This window comes from Arabiibacter massiliensis, assembly GCF_902386925.1.
GTDB lineage: Bacteria > Actinomycetota > Coriobacteriia > Coriobacteriales > Eggerthellaceae > Arabiibacter > Arabiibacter massiliensis.
Genome location: NZ_LR698996.1, coordinates 1,150,307 through 1,164,534, shown reverse-complemented (window position 1 = coordinate 1,164,534; position 14,228 = coordinate 1,150,307). Strand labels below are relative to the sequence as shown.

At 67.8% G+C, this 14,228-nt stretch carries 15 protein-coding genes; 10 read left to right on the top strand and 5 right to left on the bottom strand.

All coding sequences use genetic code 11. The features are described from left to right. Nucleotides 1–33: 33 nt before the first annotated feature. The 3 genes from FX134_RS05090 to FX134_RS05080 form a co-directional block, all read right to left on the bottom strand. Nucleotides 34–816 carry an ABC transporter ATP-binding protein gene (locus FX134_RS05090; RefSeq protein ID WP_080798552.1) on the bottom strand — a complete coding sequence of 261 codons (783 nt, stop codon included), beginning with the start codon at nt 814–816 and terminating at the stop codon, nt 34–36. Beyond that, nucleotides 813–1,883: a FecCD family ABC transporter permease gene (locus FX134_RS05085; protein ID WP_232050845.1), complete on the bottom strand. Its 1,071-nt coding sequence runs from the start codon at nt 1,881–1,883 to the stop codon at nt 813–815. The genes FX134_RS05090 and FX134_RS05085 overlap by 4 nt, the downstream gene beginning before the upstream one ends. 208 nt (nt 1,884–2,091) lie before the next feature. Further along, nucleotides 2,092–2,895, bottom strand: a complete 804-nt coding sequence (locus tag FX134_RS05080) for a DUF364 domain-containing protein (RefSeq protein ID WP_080798549.1) — start codon at nt 2,893–2,895, stop codon at nt 2,092–2,094. Between the two features lie 87 nt (nt 2,896–2,982). On the opposite strand from FX134_RS05080, the gene FX134_RS05075 reads away from it, so the two are divergent. Both FX134_RS05075 and FX134_RS05070 read left to right on the top strand, forming a co-directional pair. Then, nucleotides 2,983–3,627: a P-loop NTPase family protein gene (locus tag FX134_RS05075; RefSeq protein ID WP_080798546.1), complete on the top strand. Its 645-nt coding sequence runs from the start codon at nt 2,983–2,985 to the stop codon at nt 3,625–3,627. A 98-nt stretch (nt 3,628–3,725) separates the two neighbouring features. After that, the gene (locus tag FX134_RS05070; protein WP_080798544.1) at nt 3,726–4,400 is read left to right on the top strand and encodes a flavin reductase; all 675 of its coding nucleotides are present in this window, start codon (nt 3,726–3,728) and stop codon (nt 4,398–4,400) included. A gap of 43 nt (nt 4,401–4,443) precedes the next feature. Here the strand turns inward: FX134_RS05070 and FX134_RS05065 are convergent, their stop codons facing one another. Continuing rightward, nucleotides 4,444–5,337, bottom strand: coding sequence for a class I SAM-dependent methyltransferase (locus FX134_RS05065; protein ID WP_080798542.1), 894 nt, complete (start codon nt 5,335–5,337; stop codon nt 4,444–4,446). Nucleotides 5,338–5,491: 154 nt separating this feature from the next. On the opposite strand from FX134_RS05065, the gene thyX reads away from it, so the two are divergent. The 8 genes from thyX to FX134_RS05025 all read left to right on the top strand — a co-directional run bounded on the left by thyX (nt 5,492) and on the right by FX134_RS05025 (nt 13,698). Then, nucleotides 5,492–6,172: an FAD-dependent thymidylate synthase gene (gene thyX, locus FX134_RS05060; RefSeq protein ID WP_080803778.1), complete on the top strand. Its 681-nt coding sequence runs from the start codon at nt 5,492–5,494 to the stop codon at nt 6,170–6,172. A 3-nt stretch (nt 6,173–6,175) separates the two neighbouring features. Further along, on the top strand, nt 6,176–7,567 hold the full coding sequence (locus FX134_RS05055) for a DUF1385 domain-containing protein (protein ID WP_172623391.1): 1,392 nt from the start codon (nt 6,176–6,178) through the stop codon (nt 7,565–7,567). A gap of 31 nt (nt 7,568–7,598) precedes the next feature. Beyond that, nucleotides 7,599–8,375, top strand: coding sequence for an ABC transporter ATP-binding protein (locus FX134_RS05050; RefSeq protein ID WP_080798539.1), 777 nt, complete (start codon nt 7,599–7,601; stop codon nt 8,373–8,375). Continuing rightward, nucleotides 8,372–9,544 (top strand): ABC transporter permease, encoded by a 1,173-nt coding sequence (locus FX134_RS05045; RefSeq protein WP_080798532.1) that lies wholly within the window; start codon nt 8,372–8,374, stop codon nt 9,542–9,544. The genes FX134_RS05050 and FX134_RS05045 overlap by 4 nt, the downstream gene beginning before the upstream one ends. 398 nt (nt 9,545–9,942) lie before the next feature. Then, nucleotides 9,943–10,674 (top strand): amino acid ABC transporter ATP-binding protein, encoded by a 732-nt coding sequence (locus FX134_RS05040; protein WP_080803773.1) that lies wholly within the window; start codon nt 9,943–9,945, stop codon nt 10,672–10,674. A gap of 9 nt (nt 10,675–10,683) precedes the next feature. Further along, nucleotides 10,684–11,484 (top strand): transporter substrate-binding domain-containing protein, encoded by an 801-nt coding sequence (locus FX134_RS05035; protein ID WP_080798528.1) that lies wholly within the window; start codon nt 10,684–10,686, stop codon nt 11,482–11,484. Continuing rightward, a complete protein-coding gene (locus FX134_RS05030; RefSeq protein WP_080803768.1) occupies nt 11,477–13,039 on the top strand; it encodes an amino acid ABC transporter permease in 1,563 nt (520 codons plus the stop codon). Before FX134_RS05035 ends, FX134_RS05030 begins: the two co-directional genes overlap by 8 nt. Continuing rightward, nucleotides 13,036–13,698, top strand: coding sequence for an amino acid ABC transporter permease (locus FX134_RS05025; protein ID WP_080798525.1), 663 nt, complete (start codon nt 13,036–13,038; stop codon nt 13,696–13,698). The genes FX134_RS05030 and FX134_RS05025 overlap by 4 nt, the downstream gene beginning before the upstream one ends. A 56-nt stretch (nt 13,699–13,754) precedes the next feature. Here FX134_RS05025 and FX134_RS05020 read toward each other — a convergent pair whose 3' ends face one another. Next, entirely contained in the window at nt 13,755–14,228 is a 474-nt protein-coding gene (locus tag FX134_RS05020) for a hypothetical protein (protein WP_080798521.1), read from the bottom strand.

Below are 14,228 nucleotides of genomic sequence, written 5' to 3'. Positions count from 1 at the left end.
GAACCTTCCTTCCTCTTTTGGCCCTTTTGGGCCCTATCGCTTGATCTCGCGCACGGGCACGCACACGCGCACCTTGTCGCCGTATAGGGAATTGACCTCCACGTCCACGTCGTAGATGGTGCTCACCAGCTCCTTGGTGATGACGTCCTTGGGGTCGCCGAACGCGTGGACGCGGCCGTCGTTGAGCACGAGCGTCTGGTCGGCGTAGAGGAACGCCTGGTCGGGCTGGTGCGTAGACTGGATGATGCTCATGCCCTCGCGCGCCAGCTGTCGCACGGTGGAGAGCACGCGCACGGTGTTGCCGTAATCGAGCGCGCTCGTGGGCTCGTCCATGATGATGGTGCGGGCGTTCTGCGCCAGGGCGCGCGCGATGAGCACCAGCTGCTGCTCGCCGCCGGATATCCGGGTGTAGGGACGGTGCCCCAGATGCGCGACGCCCACGCGCTCGAGCGCCTCCCAGGCCGCTTCGACGTGCGAGCGCTTGGGCGCGCCGAACAGCCCCACGCGCCCGCCCGCGCTCATCAGCACCACGTCGAGCGCGTCGTAGTCGTAGGTGGAGGAATGCGACTGCGGGATGTAGGCGATCTCGCGCGAGCGGTCGCGGATGGAGAGCGTGCGCAGGTCCCTGCCGTTCACGCGGATGCTGCCCTTCCAGCCGCCGTTCAGGCACAGGATGCAGCGGAACAGGGTGGACTTGCCCACGCCGTTGGGGCCCAGCACGTTCACCAGCGTGTTGTCGGGGATGTGGAAGCTCACGTCGTCCAGCACGCGGTGGCTGCCGTAGGAGAACGTGAGGTGCTCGACGTCGATGCTCATAGGCGCTGCTTCTTCCGCGTGATAAGGTACAGGAAGAACGGCGCGCCCACGAACGCGGTGAGGATGCCGATGGGTATCTCGGCGGTGGCCGCCAGGCGCGCCACGTCGTCCACCACGAGTAGGAAGATGGCGCCCATGAGCATGCTGGCGGGCAGGAGCCGGCGGTAGTCGCAGCCGATGATCATGCGCGCGAAGTGGGGGATGACCAGGCCCACCCAGCCTATCATGCCCGAAACCGCCACGCTGGCCGCGGTGATGAGCGTGGCCGCGAGGATGACGATCATGCGCACGCGCCGGGCGTTCACGCCCATGGTGGAGGCCTCGTCGTCGCCCATGGTGAGCACGTTGATGCGCCAGCGCAGCGCGAACAGCACCGCGAGCCCCGCGGCCATGGGGCCCGCCGCCATGGCCAGGTCGGAGGGCTTCGCGCCGGTGAGGCTGCCCATGAGCCAGTAGGTGATGGCGGCCAGCTGGTCGGTGGGGTCGGCGATGAGCTTGGTGAACGACACGCCCGCCTGGAAGAGCGAGCTCACCATGACGCCCGCCAGCACCACGATGAGCAGGTGGTTCCCCTTCGCGCGGCTGCCCACCAAAAGCACCAGCAGCACCGCGCCGATGGACCAGGCGAACGCGGAGACGGACACGCCGAAGGCGCCGAGTCCCAGAAGGATGGCGCACGCGGCGCCGAAGGCCGCGCCCTGGCTTGCGCCCAGGATGTCGGGGGAGACGAGCGGGTTCTGGAAGGTGCCCTGGTAGGCGGCGCCCGCGGCGGCCAGGCTGCAGCCCACCATGAGCGCGAGCGCGATGCGCGGCAGGCGCACCTGGAAGAACAGGGTGGCCTGCTGGTCGGTCCAGAACGGGTCGATGGGGAAGGCGAGGCTTCCCAGCATGCCCGCGGCCTCGGCGGGGGAGATGGGGAAGCGTCCCAGCATGAGCGAGGCCAGCACGGCCAGCACCATGAGCGCAACGAGCGCTACGATGATGGCGGCGCCGCGCCGGCTGGCGCGCCGGGATGCGCAGCGCGCGGCGGCACTCCGGTCGTCGAGCCTGTCGGTTGTCGCTTCCACCGCCGCTCCCCCTTGATACTCATTCAAGGATAATGTAGGGCAAATATATCCCAAAATCAGAATATTATCAATCGAAAATAATTAAAAGGGCGCGAAAGGAGTGGGGCGTGAAGCGCGCGAGGTCTCGGCGTGCCATTGTTTCACGTGAAACATCGGGGGTTCTAGCACGGATGTTTCACGTGAAGCATCGGGACCTTCGCGGAGCGGGTCAGGTGCCGGAACGCTTCAGCATGGCCATCTGCAGCGCTTCGCCGAAGAACCGTCCTGCGCCGGTCTTCACGGCGAAGCGGGCCTTCTCCGGGTCGGCCACCACGCTGCCGGCGAGCGCCTCGGCGCCCCGCTCGAACAGGACGGGCGACATGACCACGCTCGGGCCCACCATGACGACATGCGCGTTCCGCGCGAGATCGAGCAGGCGCGGCGCGGTCTTGTTGATGAGCGTGACGCCCGTCATGAAGGCGAAGTCGGCGCTTGGCAGCACGTACTCGCAGGCGGGATCGGGCGTGTCGAGCTCGCTTGAGCAGTTGCGCTCGAGCACGGTGAGGCGGGCGTACTCGGCGATGCGCTCGACGCGGGGGAAGTGGCCGACCACCACGACCTGGGCGCCGCCTGCGGCCTCGATGCGCGGGCGGTAGAGCTCGAAGGCGTCCATCTTCCGCACGGTGCCGTCGGGCAGCTCCACCGGCTCGTCGTAGGCGGCGCCCAGGGGGTCGAGCAGCTCCGTGCGCGCGTAGAAGGCGTTGAGGGCCGCCACGCCGAGGGTCGCCTCCTCGAAGCACCACGACTTCGCGAGCTGGGCCGTCTCGCGCAGCGGCCGTCCGCGCAGGTCGCGCTTGCAGGCGCGCCGGGCGCCGCCTTTGCAGGTGAAGCTCACGCCCATGCCGCAATCGGCCTCCACGTAGGACCAATGCGTGCCCAGGCAGTAGTCGCGCACCACGGCGTCCTCGGGTATGCTGTCGATGAGGCGGTCATAGAGCTCCCACGGGGAGGAGTCGGGGTTCTGGCGGTCCATGGCGGCCCTTTCTGCCGATGATTTATCTTCGGAAGAGTATACTATGCGTTTGAGGATAATTGAGCAAGGAGAATGCGGAGGGCGGAGATGCTGTTCCTGCTAACGGGCGATGTGCAGGTGGGCAAGACGCGCTGGCTCGAGGGCCTGGCGGCGGAGCTCGCGGAGGCGGGCGTCGAGGTGGCCGGCGTGCTCGCGCCCGGCGTGTGGCGCGAGGGGGAGGGGCGGCTCGAGAAGCTCGGCATCGACAACGTGCTGCTGCCGGGAGGCGAGCGCGTCGCGTTCGCACGGCGGCGCGATCTGGCGCTTGCGGAGGGGGCGTTCGATCCCGCCAGCCAGAGCGCCGCCGCCCAGCTGGCCTGGCATATCTCCGACGACGCCCTTGCGCGGGTGAACGCGCATTTCGACGCGCTTGCGGAGGCGATGTTTCACGTGAAACAAACGTTTGCGCAAACAGATGTTTCACGTGAAACATCGGGCGCAGGGCCGGGCCTTCTGGTGGTGGACGAGCTGGGGCGGCTCGAGCTGGAGCGCGACGGCGGCCTGGCCTCGGCGACGGCCCTTCTGGCGGCGGGGCCGACGGAGCGCTTCCCGCATGCGCTCGCCGTCGTGCGTGATTGGCTGTGCCCGCGCGCCCGCGAGCGCTTCGGGGCCGCATGGGGCGGCGCGGAGGAGCTCGCGCCGGGCGAGGAGGCGCGCACGCGCGTGCGGGAGGCGCTCGGGCTGCCCGTCTGAGCGCCGTCCGCCGGCCGTTTCCGCACGGCGCTTGCATTCCTTATTGATAATGATTATCATTACGGATAGTGAAATCGAGAGCTGGGGAAAGGTGCACCATGATCGATCAGACCGCGTTCTTCAATCTGAGCTACGGGCTCTACCTTATCGGCGCGACGGACGGCGAGCGCAAGGCTGCCTGCGTCGCCAACACGTTCCAGCAGGTCACGTCCTCGCCGCTGCAGGTGAGCGTGGCGCTGAACAAGGAGAACGCCACCACCGACGTCATCCTGGACTCCGGGCGCTTCACCGTGTCGTGCCTGGCCAAGGACGCCACGATGGAGCTCATCGGCACGTTCGGCTTCCATTGCAGCACCGACGTGGACAAGTTCGCCTCGTGCGAGACGGGCCTCGACGCGGCGGGCGTGCCCTACGTGGCCGAGCAGTGCGTCGCACGCTTCTCCGTGCGCGTCGTGCAGGCGGTGAACCTGGGCACGCATATCCTCTACGTCGGCGAGGTGGAGGAGGCCGAGAAGCTGTGCCCCGGCGAGCCGATGACCTACGCCTACTACCACCAGGTGAAAGGCGGCAAGACCCCGCCGAAGGCCTCGAGCTTCCTGCCCGATGCGCCCGACGCGCCGGCGCCCGCCGCTGCCGGCGACGCGCCCAAGCCGAAGGTGGGCTGGCGCTGCACGGTGTGCGGCCATATCGAGTACGTCGACGAGCTGCCCGACGACTTCATCTGCCCCGTCTGCGGCGTGGGCAAGGACATGTTCGAGCGCGTCGAGCTGTAGTGCGAAAATGGCATAAAAGGGGACTGTCCCCTTTTATGCCATTTTACTTGTCCCAAGCGAGGAAGGCCCAGGTGACGGTGCGGGGCTCGCGTAGGCGTAGGCGCTTCTCGGGCACGCCCTTCTTGTCGGGCTCGCCGGCGCGCTCGTTCTCCATGAGGTTCGCGTCCAGCCATTCGCGCAGCCGCCCGAGGGCGGCGGCCATCGCGGGCGCGGGCGTCGTCGCGCCGCAGGAGTCCTCGGCCATGCGCGCGAACGCCTCGTAGGCCTCCTCGGCGGTGTCGAACGTGTCGGCGCGCGTGGAGTCGATGTAGGCGAGCTCCGGGCGCAGGCCCTCGTTCGCCAGGATGTTGAGGGCGTAGAGGTAGTCGTGGCCGAGCACGCTCTTGAGGCCGATGGCGGCGAGCACCCGCTCGTCGGTGCGCGGCGAGGCCCCGGTGGCCAGCGTCGCGCACACGCGGCGGCGCGCCACGTCGGTCAGGCGCAGAAGCGAATCCCTCATATCGGCCGTGGCCACCGAGCGCGAAGCCACGCACACATCGACCATCCCCGGGCGCACGCCGAGGGCGGGCCAGTCGTCCTCCCAGCTCATAAGCTTGGGGAACACGGTGGTCACGCCGTAGGCGTCCAGGTCCTCCCGCAGCCGGTCGAGCATGCCCTGCGAGAAGTCGGCCGCCACCACCTTGTGGCCGGCGAGCCCCAGCGGGATGGACAGCGCCCCCGTGCCGCAGCCCATGTCGAACACCGTCTCGCCGGGGCGGATGGCCGCCAGCTCCAGGAACCGCTCCACGTAGGGGTTCGGCGCGTCCTTGGTGGTGAACGTGCGTGCGCGCTTGTCCCAGTACGACGCGTCGTCGGGGCGGCGGCGGGCGCGCTGGAGGCGCTTCCACTCCTCGTTCCAGTCGCGGGTGGTGAGCAGCGGCTCGAAGTTCTCGTCCATGGCGTGCCTTTCGCGTGGAGGGTGCTTGAGGGCGGACGACTCGCGCCGCCATCGGCCGGTCGTTTCGGGTACCATAGTAGCGAACGAGAGCGCGGAGGGGCGCGGGAACCGCCCGATCTGCCGTAATTCTTCTTGATTGAGGAGTATGGAGCCCATGCACGTCGAACTGCTCTACCACACGCCCGATCCGGAGCGCGCCATCGCCACGGCGGCGCGCCTGTGCTACGCGCCCGTGGGCGCGGCCGAGCTCATGGAGACCATGCCCGAGGAGCGCGTGAAGAGCGTGCTCTCCACCATCATGGCCAGCGGCCACTTCTCCACGCTCGAGCACGCGAGCTACACCTTCGCCGTGGACGGCGTGTCGCGCGCGCTCACGCACCAGCTGGTGCGCCACCGCATCGCCAGCTTCAACCAGCAGAGCCAGCGCTACGTGAAGTTCGCGGACGGCGTGGCCGTGGTGAAGCCGGAGAGCATCGCGGCCGACGAGGCGACGAGCGCGCTTTTCGACGAGGCCGTGGCGAAGGCGCAGGAGGCCTACCGGGCGCTGCTGGACGCCGGCGTGCCCGCCGAGGACGCGCGCTACCTCTTGCCCAATGCCGCCGAGACGAAGATCGTCATCACCATGAACGTGCGCGAGCTGCTGCACTTCTTCTCCTTGCGCTGCTGCAACCGCGCGCAGTGGGAGATCCGCGACATGGCGCACCGGATGCTCGAGCTCGCGCGGCCCACGGCGCCGTTCGTGTTCATGGACGCCGGCGCGCCCTGCGTGCGCGGCGCGTGCCCCGAGGGCAAGATGACCTGCGGCAACCCCTATCCTCGCGTGACGAGGGGCTAGACGATGGCCGAGCAGAAGAGTGATCTGTCGCGCGCGTTCAAAGAGGACGGCGCGCTCAAGACCCACGTGGGCGGCCAGGCGCTGCTCGAGGGCATCATGATGCGCGGCAAGTACAACTGGTCGGTGGCCGTGCGCGAGCCCTCCGGCGGCATCTACGTGGAGGAGCACGACCTGGCGAGCGGCCGCGCCGGCCGCGGATGGATGCACTGGCCGCTCGTGCGGGGCTGCCGGGCGCTCGTGGAGTCGCTCGTGCTGGGCTTCAAGGCGCTCGAGATCGCCGCCGAGCATGCGTTTGCGGAAGATGAACCTGATGAGGCTGCCTGTTCTGCTCGCGAGTCCGCGGAGGGGGCCGGCACCGCCCAGTCGCTCGAACAGTCCTGCTCGCACGGACAGCCCACTGGGCTGTCCGGCTCGTGCGGAACTCGCTTGGTGGACGATGCCGACCCCCTCCGCTCCGAGGGCGCTGGGGGCTCCTTCGCTGCGGAGGGGGCGGTTTCCGACGTTGAGGGGAGCCCGATCGGCTCGCTCGCTGAGGAGGGGGGATTCTCGTGGAGGGACGACTTCGGGCGGCCGGACGCGGTGATCGATGCGCTGGGGGCGCAGACGTCGCTTGAGGTGGTGGAGGAGGCGCAGGCCGAACCCGCGCCGGCGAAGAAGTCGTTCTTGGACGAGGAGGCGGAGTTCGGGAAGAAGGAGATGGCTATCTCCATGGTGCTCGGGCTCGTGCTGGGCGTGGTGCTGTTCATCGTGGCGCCGGCGTTCATCACGAACCTCATCGTGGGCGAGTACGACCAGAACACGGTGCTCTGGAACATCGTGGACGGCCTGCTGCGCGTGGCCGTGTTCGTGTTCTACCTGTGGCTCATCGGGCGCATGCAGGACATCAAGCGCATGTTCGGCTACCACGGCGCCGAGCACAAGACCATCCACTGCTACGAGCACGGCCTGCCCCTCACGCCCGAGAACGCCCGCAGCTTCCCGCGCCTGCACGTGCGCTGCGGCACGGCGTTCCTCATCATGGTGATGGTCATCGCCATCTTCGTGTACACGGTGACGCCCATCAACGGGCTCATCGAGGCGTGGGGCGTGCCCGACGGCGCGCCGAAGCTGGCGCTGGTCATCCTCGTGCGCATCCTGCTCATGCCCGTGATCGCCGGCATCTCGTACGAGATCACGGTGAAGTGGGCGGGCAGCCACCCGGACAACCCGCTGGTGAAGGTGGTGCTGTGGCCTGGCATGCAGATGCAGTACCTCACCACCAACGAGCCCGACGACGGCATGATAGAGTGCGCCATCGCCGCCATGCAGCGCGTGCTGGAGCGCGAGGAGGCCGAGGCCGCGAAGGCGAAGGCCGACGCCGCCGAGGACCCCGAGCCGGCCGCGACGGCGGCGTGAGGCCCGACACCGACCCCGAAAGGCGGAGCCGATGGAGCCATCCATTTCCGTGCAGGGCCTGAAAAAGACCTTCAGGCTCTCGGCCAAGCAGCGTAAGATCGACCGCACCGACGCCCGCACGAAAACCGCCGTCGACGGTCTATCGTTCGACGTGTTTCCCGGCGAGATATACGGCCTTCTGGGCCCCAACGGCGCCGGCAAGACCACCACGCTGCGCATGCTCGCGGCGCTCGTGAAGCCCGACGAGGGCGACGCGCTGGTGGAGGGGTCTTCGGTGGTGTCCGACCCCATGGCGGTGCGCGCGAAGATAGGCTTCCTCACCAGCGAGCTCAAGTTGGAGGACGTGTTCTCGCCCGACTACCTGTTCGACTTCTTCAGCGAGCTGCACCATGTGGCGCCTGCCGTGCGCGACGAGCGCAAGCGGGCGCTGTTCGGCCGCTTCGGCATCGACGCGTTCGCGCAGACGAAGGTGGCCGACCTGTCCACCGGCATGAAGCAGAAGACCTCGCTCGCCATGTCGCTTGCGCATGACCCGCGCGTCATCGTGTTCGATGAGCCCACGAACGGCCTGGACGTGCTCACGGCCAAGACGGTCACCGACTTTCTGGTTGAGCTTAAAGGCGAGGGCCGCACGGTGCTTTTGTCCACGCACATATTCAGCCTGGTGGAGAAGGTGTGCGACCGCGTGGGCGTGATCATCGACGGGCGCATGGCCGCCAGCGGCACGCTGCCGGAGGTCACGGGCGGCCGCGCGCTTGAGGACGCGTTCTTCGACCTGTACGCGCAGACGGTGGGGGAGGCGTCATGAAGGGCAACGTGCTCACGATAACCAGGAAGGAGCTGGCGCGGTTCTTCAGCAACCGGGTGTCGGCGCTCGTCTCCATCGTGCTGCCGGGCGTGCTCATCTTCGCCATGTGGAGCGTCATGGGCAACGTGATAGCCGACATGTCCAAGCCCGACATGGCCAAGCCGCCTGCGGTGGCCGCGGTGAACCTGCCCGAGAGCGTGCGCTCCCTGGCGGCCGACACGGTGCTGCGGGTGAGCGACGAGCCCACGGCGCCGAGCGCGCAGGACATGCGCGAGCGCATCGACCAGGGCGACGTGAAGGCGTTCGCCGTGTTCCCCGAGGGCTTCGACGAGGCCGTGGCCTCCTACGACCCCGCTTCGGGCAAGCCTGCTCCGCAGGTGGAGATCTACTACGACTCCACCGACCCCGATTCGCAGGCCGCCTTCGCCGCGCTGCGCGACGTGCTGGACGGCTACGAGTCGTCGCTGGCGAACCGCTTCGACGTGAACGCGGGACAGGGCGCCTACGACGTGGCCGACAAGCGCGACGTCGCCGGCTCGCTCGTGGTGTCCATCGTGCCCATGCTGCTGCTCATCTTCCTGTTCAGCAGCTGCATGTCCATTGCGGCCGAGTCGGTGGCGGGCGAGAAGGAGCGCGGCACCATGGCCACGCTTCTGGCCACGCCCGTGCGCCGGCGCGACATCGCGCTGGGCAAGGTGCTGGCCATCACGCTCATCGGGCTGGCTATCGCCGTATCCAGCCTGATAGGCATCCTTGCGGGCCTGCCGAGCCTGGCGCAGGGGATGATCGACGTGAACGTGTACGGCCCGATGGAGTACCTGCTTCTGGCCGTGGTGGTTATCTCCACGACGCTCGTCATCGTCATGCTGATCACCGTGGTGTCGGCGCTGGCGAAGGGTGTGAAGGAGGCGTCGATGTATCTGACGCCGCTCATGATAGTGGTCATGCTGGTGGGCATCTTAGGGATGTTCGGCGAGGCCCAGGCCGATTGGTGGTACTACCTCATCCCGCTGTACAACAGCGTGCAGGCCATGATCGGCATCTTCACGTTCGATTTCCAGCCGGTGAACATCACGGTGTGCGTGGCGGCGAACCTCGCCTTCACGGGCGCGGGCGTGCTGGTGCTCCAGCGCATGTTCAACAGCGAGCGCCTGATGTTCGCCCGCTAGGCGGACCCGCAGACGAAGTGGCAGGAATTTTCGGCTGTGGCATAAGCGAGTCGCGATCGCAAAATGCGACCTGGGGAAACGCTGCGTAGCGAGCGCCGCAACTTCGCGCAGGGCCCGAATCCGTACCACAGCCGAAAGAAATTGACATAAGCTTACAGGTCATCTTTTAAAGGCACCCTCTCTGTCAGGGCGGAGGCGTCGACGGCCCCCTCTGTCATCCTTCGACTCCGCGCTGGCGCGCTCCGCCCATAGGATGACAACGGCACGTGCCGATTTTGCGCTAGGCGTGACTGATTTCGCTTTCGTGAAGCTTCCGTAACCTGCATGCCATCTGGGACGATGGCGTGCGTGCTAGACTGGCCGATGCACTCGCCATCGAATACGGGAGGTTCATCGACGTGGCAGACGCTATCTCGGTATCCAATATCTATAAGAGCTTCGGCACCGTGGAGGCGCTCAAGGGCGTGTCGCTTGAGGTTGCCGAGGGTGAGAAGGTCGTGGTCATCGGACCGTCGGGCTCGGGCAAGAGCGTGCTCATCCGCTGCATCAACGGGCTCGAGATGCCGGACGCCGGCCGCATCGTGGTGGACGGCATGGACCTTTCCGACCGCAAGGTGAACGCCCGCGCGCTCGCCCGCGACGTGGCCATGGTATTCCAGAGCTACAACCTCTATCCGCACAAGACGGTGCTGCAGAACGTGACGCTCGCGCCCATCAAGGTGCTCAAGGTGCCGCGCGATCAGGCTGAACGCGACGGGCGGGCCTACCTTGAGCGCGTGGGCCTCTCCGACAAGGTGGACAAGTACCCCGACCAGCTCTCCGGCGGCCAGCAGCAGCGCGTGGCCATCGCCCGCGCGCTCAACATGCATCCCAAGATCATGCTCCTCGACGAGCCCACGAGCGCGCTCGACCCCGAGATGGTGCAGGAGGTGCTCGACGTCATCAAGTCGCTCGCGGAAACCAACATGACCATCGTCATGGTCACCCACGAGATGGGCCTTGCCCGCGAGGCGGCCGACAAGGTGGTGTTCATGGAAAACGGCCTGGTGGTGGACCAGGGCACGCCGCACTACCTGTTCGACGAGACGGACAACGCCCGCGTCAAGAGCTTCCTCTCGAAGATACTTTAGGGGCGCGCCATGATATCGAGACGGACATTCATCCGCACGTCGGCGCTGGCCGCTGCGACGCTCGCCCTCGGGGGCCTCGCCGGCTGCGTGGCGAACCCCGACGTGCTGCGCGTGGGCACGAAGATCGACGTGCCGGGCTTCGGCTTCCAGAACCCCGAGACGGGCAACATCGAAGGCATGGAGGTGGACATCGCCCGCGAGCTGGCCAAACGCATCAAGGGCAGCCCCGACGCGCTCAAGGTGACGGGCGTGAACGTCACCACGCGCGGCGCGATGCTCGACAACAACACCCTCGACGCCACGCTGGCCACGTTCACCATCACCGAGGCGCGCAAGAAGAGCTACAACTTCTCGCGGCCCTACTACACCGACCACATCGGCGTGCTGGTGAAGAAGTCCTCGGGCATCGCCGACCTGCGCGACTTGGACGGCAAGACCGTGGGCGTGGCGCTGTCGGCCACCACGCGCGACAAGTTGACCGCCGCGGGCGACGAGATAGGCATCTCCATGAGCTTCGCCGAGTACTCCACGTACCCGGAGATCAAGATAGCGCTGGTCACGGGCCGGGTGGACGCGTTCTCGGTGGACCGCTCCATCCTGAACGGCTACGTTGACGGCTCCACTATGCTGCTCGATACGCAGTTCGCGCCGCAGGAGTACGGCGTGGCCACGAAGAAGTCCAACGTGGAGCTGGCCGCCCAGATCGACGCAGCCATCGGCGCCATGGCCGACGACGGCACGCTGGATGCGCTCTACGAGCGCTGGGGCCTGGCCACCGAGAAGCCGGAAGCGGGTGGCGGCGATGCTTGAGATCTTCGCACCCTACAAGTGGGAGGCGCTCTTCCAGCGCTGGCCCGATATCCTGGCCGCATTCGGCACCACGGTGGGCATCTCCGCGCTCGCCCTGGTCATCGCGCTTGCGCTCGGCATCCTGTTCGGCGTGCTGTCGGTGTCGCGCATCCCGGTGCTGCGCTGGGTCACCCGCGTGTACGTGGAGGTGGTGCAGAACGTGCCGCTGCTTCTGCAGGTGTTCGTGTTCTACGCCATCTTCCCGCTGCTGGGGCTCTCGCTCGCGGCGTTCTGGATAGGCGTGCTGGCCATCGGCATCTACCACGGCGGCTACATCTCGGAGGTGGTGCGCAGCGGCATCGGGTCCATCCACCGCGGTCAGTTCGAGGCGGCGAAGAGCCAGGGCTTCTCGTACTGGCAGGCCATGTTCCTCATCATCCTGCCGCAGGCGTTCCGCATCATCATGCCGCCTCTGGCCGTGCAGGCGGCGAACCTCGTGAAGAACACGTCGGTGCTCGCGCTCATCGCGGGCGGCGAGCTCATGTACTTCTCGAACTCGTTCGCGGGCTCCACCAGCTACTACGGGCCCGTGTACGTGGTGGCGGCGCTGCTGTACTTCGCCATCTGCTTCCCGCTGTCGCGTCTGGCGCTCTACCTGGAGCGCCGCACCCGCGCGCACCGGCACCTGGCCACGGGCGACGCGAGCGAGGCTTTGGGCGAGGACGCCATGGAGGTCACGCCGGGCACGCACGACATCACCGGGCGCGCGGCGGCCGCCACCATGGCCGCGGGCGTGGACACCATGCTCGACACGGTTGACATCGCGCCGGCCCGGCAGGCGCCCTCGCCGCGCCACCCGCTGCACGTGCTGGGCGAGGAGGCCGACGCCGCCGGACGCGGGCCCTTGGAGCAGGCGTTCACCGGGCGGCAGGCAGCCGAGATCGCCGACGAGATAGGCCGCGAGATAGCCCAGGAGATCGCCGAGGAATGCGGCGGCGACGAGGCCGGCGCCGCGCGCGCCATGCGCACGAAGTCGGGCCGCGTGAAGGCGCATCGCAAGCTGGAGCGCCGCGTGGCCGCCCGCCGCGGGCTGGAGGGGCCGGTGGACGCCGAGGGCGCGGCGATGCCGGCCACGCTCGACGCGGCCGCGGAGGGCGCGCGCGACTTGAGGTCGAAGGGCCATCGCAGGTCGGCCGAGGCCGACGAGGCGCTGGCCTCGCGCGCCGAGACGGCCACGAGCGACCGCATCACGCGCGACGTGCGCCGTCGCGTGGAGGCGCGCCTCGGCGAGGACGCTTTTTTGGACAACCTTTCCGTCCCCGGCGAGATCGGCGGCGCGGCCGAGCGCCTGGCCCACGTGCGCATCCCGCGCGACGAAGCCGATTTCGACGCCGAATCCGAGGATGCGGTCGCGCGGCAGCAGCGGGCCGCGCGCCGTCGCGCGGCGGAGGCCGGCGTCGCGACGGGCGGCCCCGAGACTCCCGAGCCCGACGACGTCAAGCTGGACCAAGGGGCCGACGAGGCCGGCCGCATCGCCGCCGACGATGCCGAGCTGGGGCGGGAGGAGGACCGATGAACGACATAGCCGCGCTCTTCACCTGGGTTAACATGAGGTTCCTCTTGCAGGGCCTCGGGATGACGCTGCTCATCAGCGCGCTCGCCATCGCATGCTCCATCGTGCTGGGCACCGTGATCTCGGTCATGCGCACGTCGAACGTCCGCGCGCTGCGGGGCATCGCGACGGCCTACATCGAGGTGTTCAAGAACACGCCCTTGCTGCTGTGGATCATGTTCACGTTCTTCGTGGCGCAGCTGCCGCCCATCGGGGCGGCCGTGCTCGCGTTCACGCTGTTCACGAGCGCGAGCGTCGCCGAGATCGTGCGCGGAGGTTTGGCCAGCGTGCCGCACGGCCAATACGAGGCAGCTCGCTCGCAGGGCTTCTCCACGGTGCAGACCTACCTGCTCATCATCCTGCCGCAGGCGCTGCGCAACATGGTGCCGGCGCTGCTGTCGCAGTTCGTGACCACCATCAAGGACACGAGCTACCTCTGGGGCGCCATGGCGCTGCAGGAGCTCATGGGCCGCGGCATGATCCTCATGAACAGCTACAACTCGACCGCGCAGATCTTCGCCATCTTCGGCATCATGGCCGCCGTCTACTTCGTCGTGTGCTTCACGCTCTCCCAGATAGTCCGCGCCTACCAGCGGAAGCTGAAGGAGGCCCGCACGTCGTAGGGAGGGACGGGGTGACAAAGGGACGGGTAACCCCCCCCCTCCTCTCTCATCTCGCCTTACTGCGCGTAGGCCAGGAAGGGGAGGTACTGCTGGGCGCTTTCGGGTACTTCGAGGGTCACGGTCTGCCCGTAAGCCTCTATCGTGACGTAGCCGGGGTCGTCGTAGGTGGTGATGGTCCCCTCGATTCCGGCGTAGGCGCCTTCGACGGTGCCCGCAGCCTTGGCGTCCGCGGGCAGCGGGGCGGCCTGCCAGCTGTCGATGTCAAGGTCGGCGATGGCGGCGTCCAGCTGCTCGTCGGTGAGCCCGGTGGCGGCGGCGATGCTGTCGCGATTCGCGTCGATGGCGTTCTTCACCTGGTCTTTGACGCCGCTCGCGTCGAGCGCCGCGTTGGTCACGGCGGCCTTGGCCTCGTTGGCCGCATCCGAGACGGGGCCGGGCGCGGCGTTGGGGCCCGACAGGGCGAACACGCCCACGACGCCGACGATGACGAGGGCGACGAGCCCGAGGAGCACTCCGATGATCTTCTTCAT

Excerpts from the sequence above, each read along its gene's own strand:
- FX134_RS05035 (WP_080798528.1), top strand. The coding sequence starts at position 10,684 with ATGATATCGAGACGGACATTCATCCGCACGTCGGCGCTGGCCGCTGCG.
- FX134_RS05090 (WP_080798552.1), bottom strand. The coding sequence starts at position 816 with ATGAGCATCGACGTCGAGCACCTCACGTTCTCCTACGGCAGCCACCGC.
- FX134_RS05045 (WP_080798532.1), top strand. The coding sequence starts at position 8,372 with ATGAAGGGCAACGTGCTCACGATAACCAGGAAGGAGCTGGCGCGGTTC.
- FX134_RS05055 (WP_172623391.1), top strand. The coding sequence starts at position 6,176 with ATGGCCGAGCAGAAGAGTGATCTGTCGCGCGCGTTCAAAGAGGACGGC.
- FX134_RS05020 (WP_080798521.1), bottom strand. The coding sequence starts at position 14,228 with ATGAAGAAGATCATCGGAGTGCTCCTCGGGCTCGTCGCCCTCGTCATC.
- FX134_RS05050 (WP_080798539.1), top strand. The coding sequence starts at position 7,599 with ATGGAGCCATCCATTTCCGTGCAGGGCCTGAAAAAGACCTTCAGGCTC.
- FX134_RS05075 (WP_080798546.1), top strand. The coding sequence starts at position 2,983 with ATGCTGTTCCTGCTAACGGGCGATGTGCAGGTGGGCAAGACGCGCTGG.
- thyX (WP_080803778.1), top strand. The coding sequence starts at position 5,492 with ATGCACGTCGAACTGCTCTACCACACGCCCGATCCGGAGCGCGCCATC.
- FX134_RS05070 (WP_080798544.1), top strand. The coding sequence starts at position 3,726 with ATGATCGATCAGACCGCGTTCTTCAATCTGAGCTACGGGCTCTACCTT.
- FX134_RS05065 (WP_080798542.1), bottom strand. The coding sequence starts at position 5,337 with ATGGACGAGAACTTCGAGCCGCTGCTCACCACCCGCGACTGGAACGAG.
- FX134_RS05030 (WP_080803768.1), top strand. The coding sequence starts at position 11,477 with ATGCTTGAGATCTTCGCACCCTACAAGTGGGAGGCGCTCTTCCAGCGC.
- FX134_RS05080 (WP_080798549.1), bottom strand. The coding sequence starts at position 2,895 with ATGGACCGCCAGAACCCCGACTCCTCCCCGTGGGAGCTCTATGACCGC.
- FX134_RS05025 (WP_080798525.1), top strand. The coding sequence starts at position 13,036 with ATGAACGACATAGCCGCGCTCTTCACCTGGGTTAACATGAGGTTCCTC.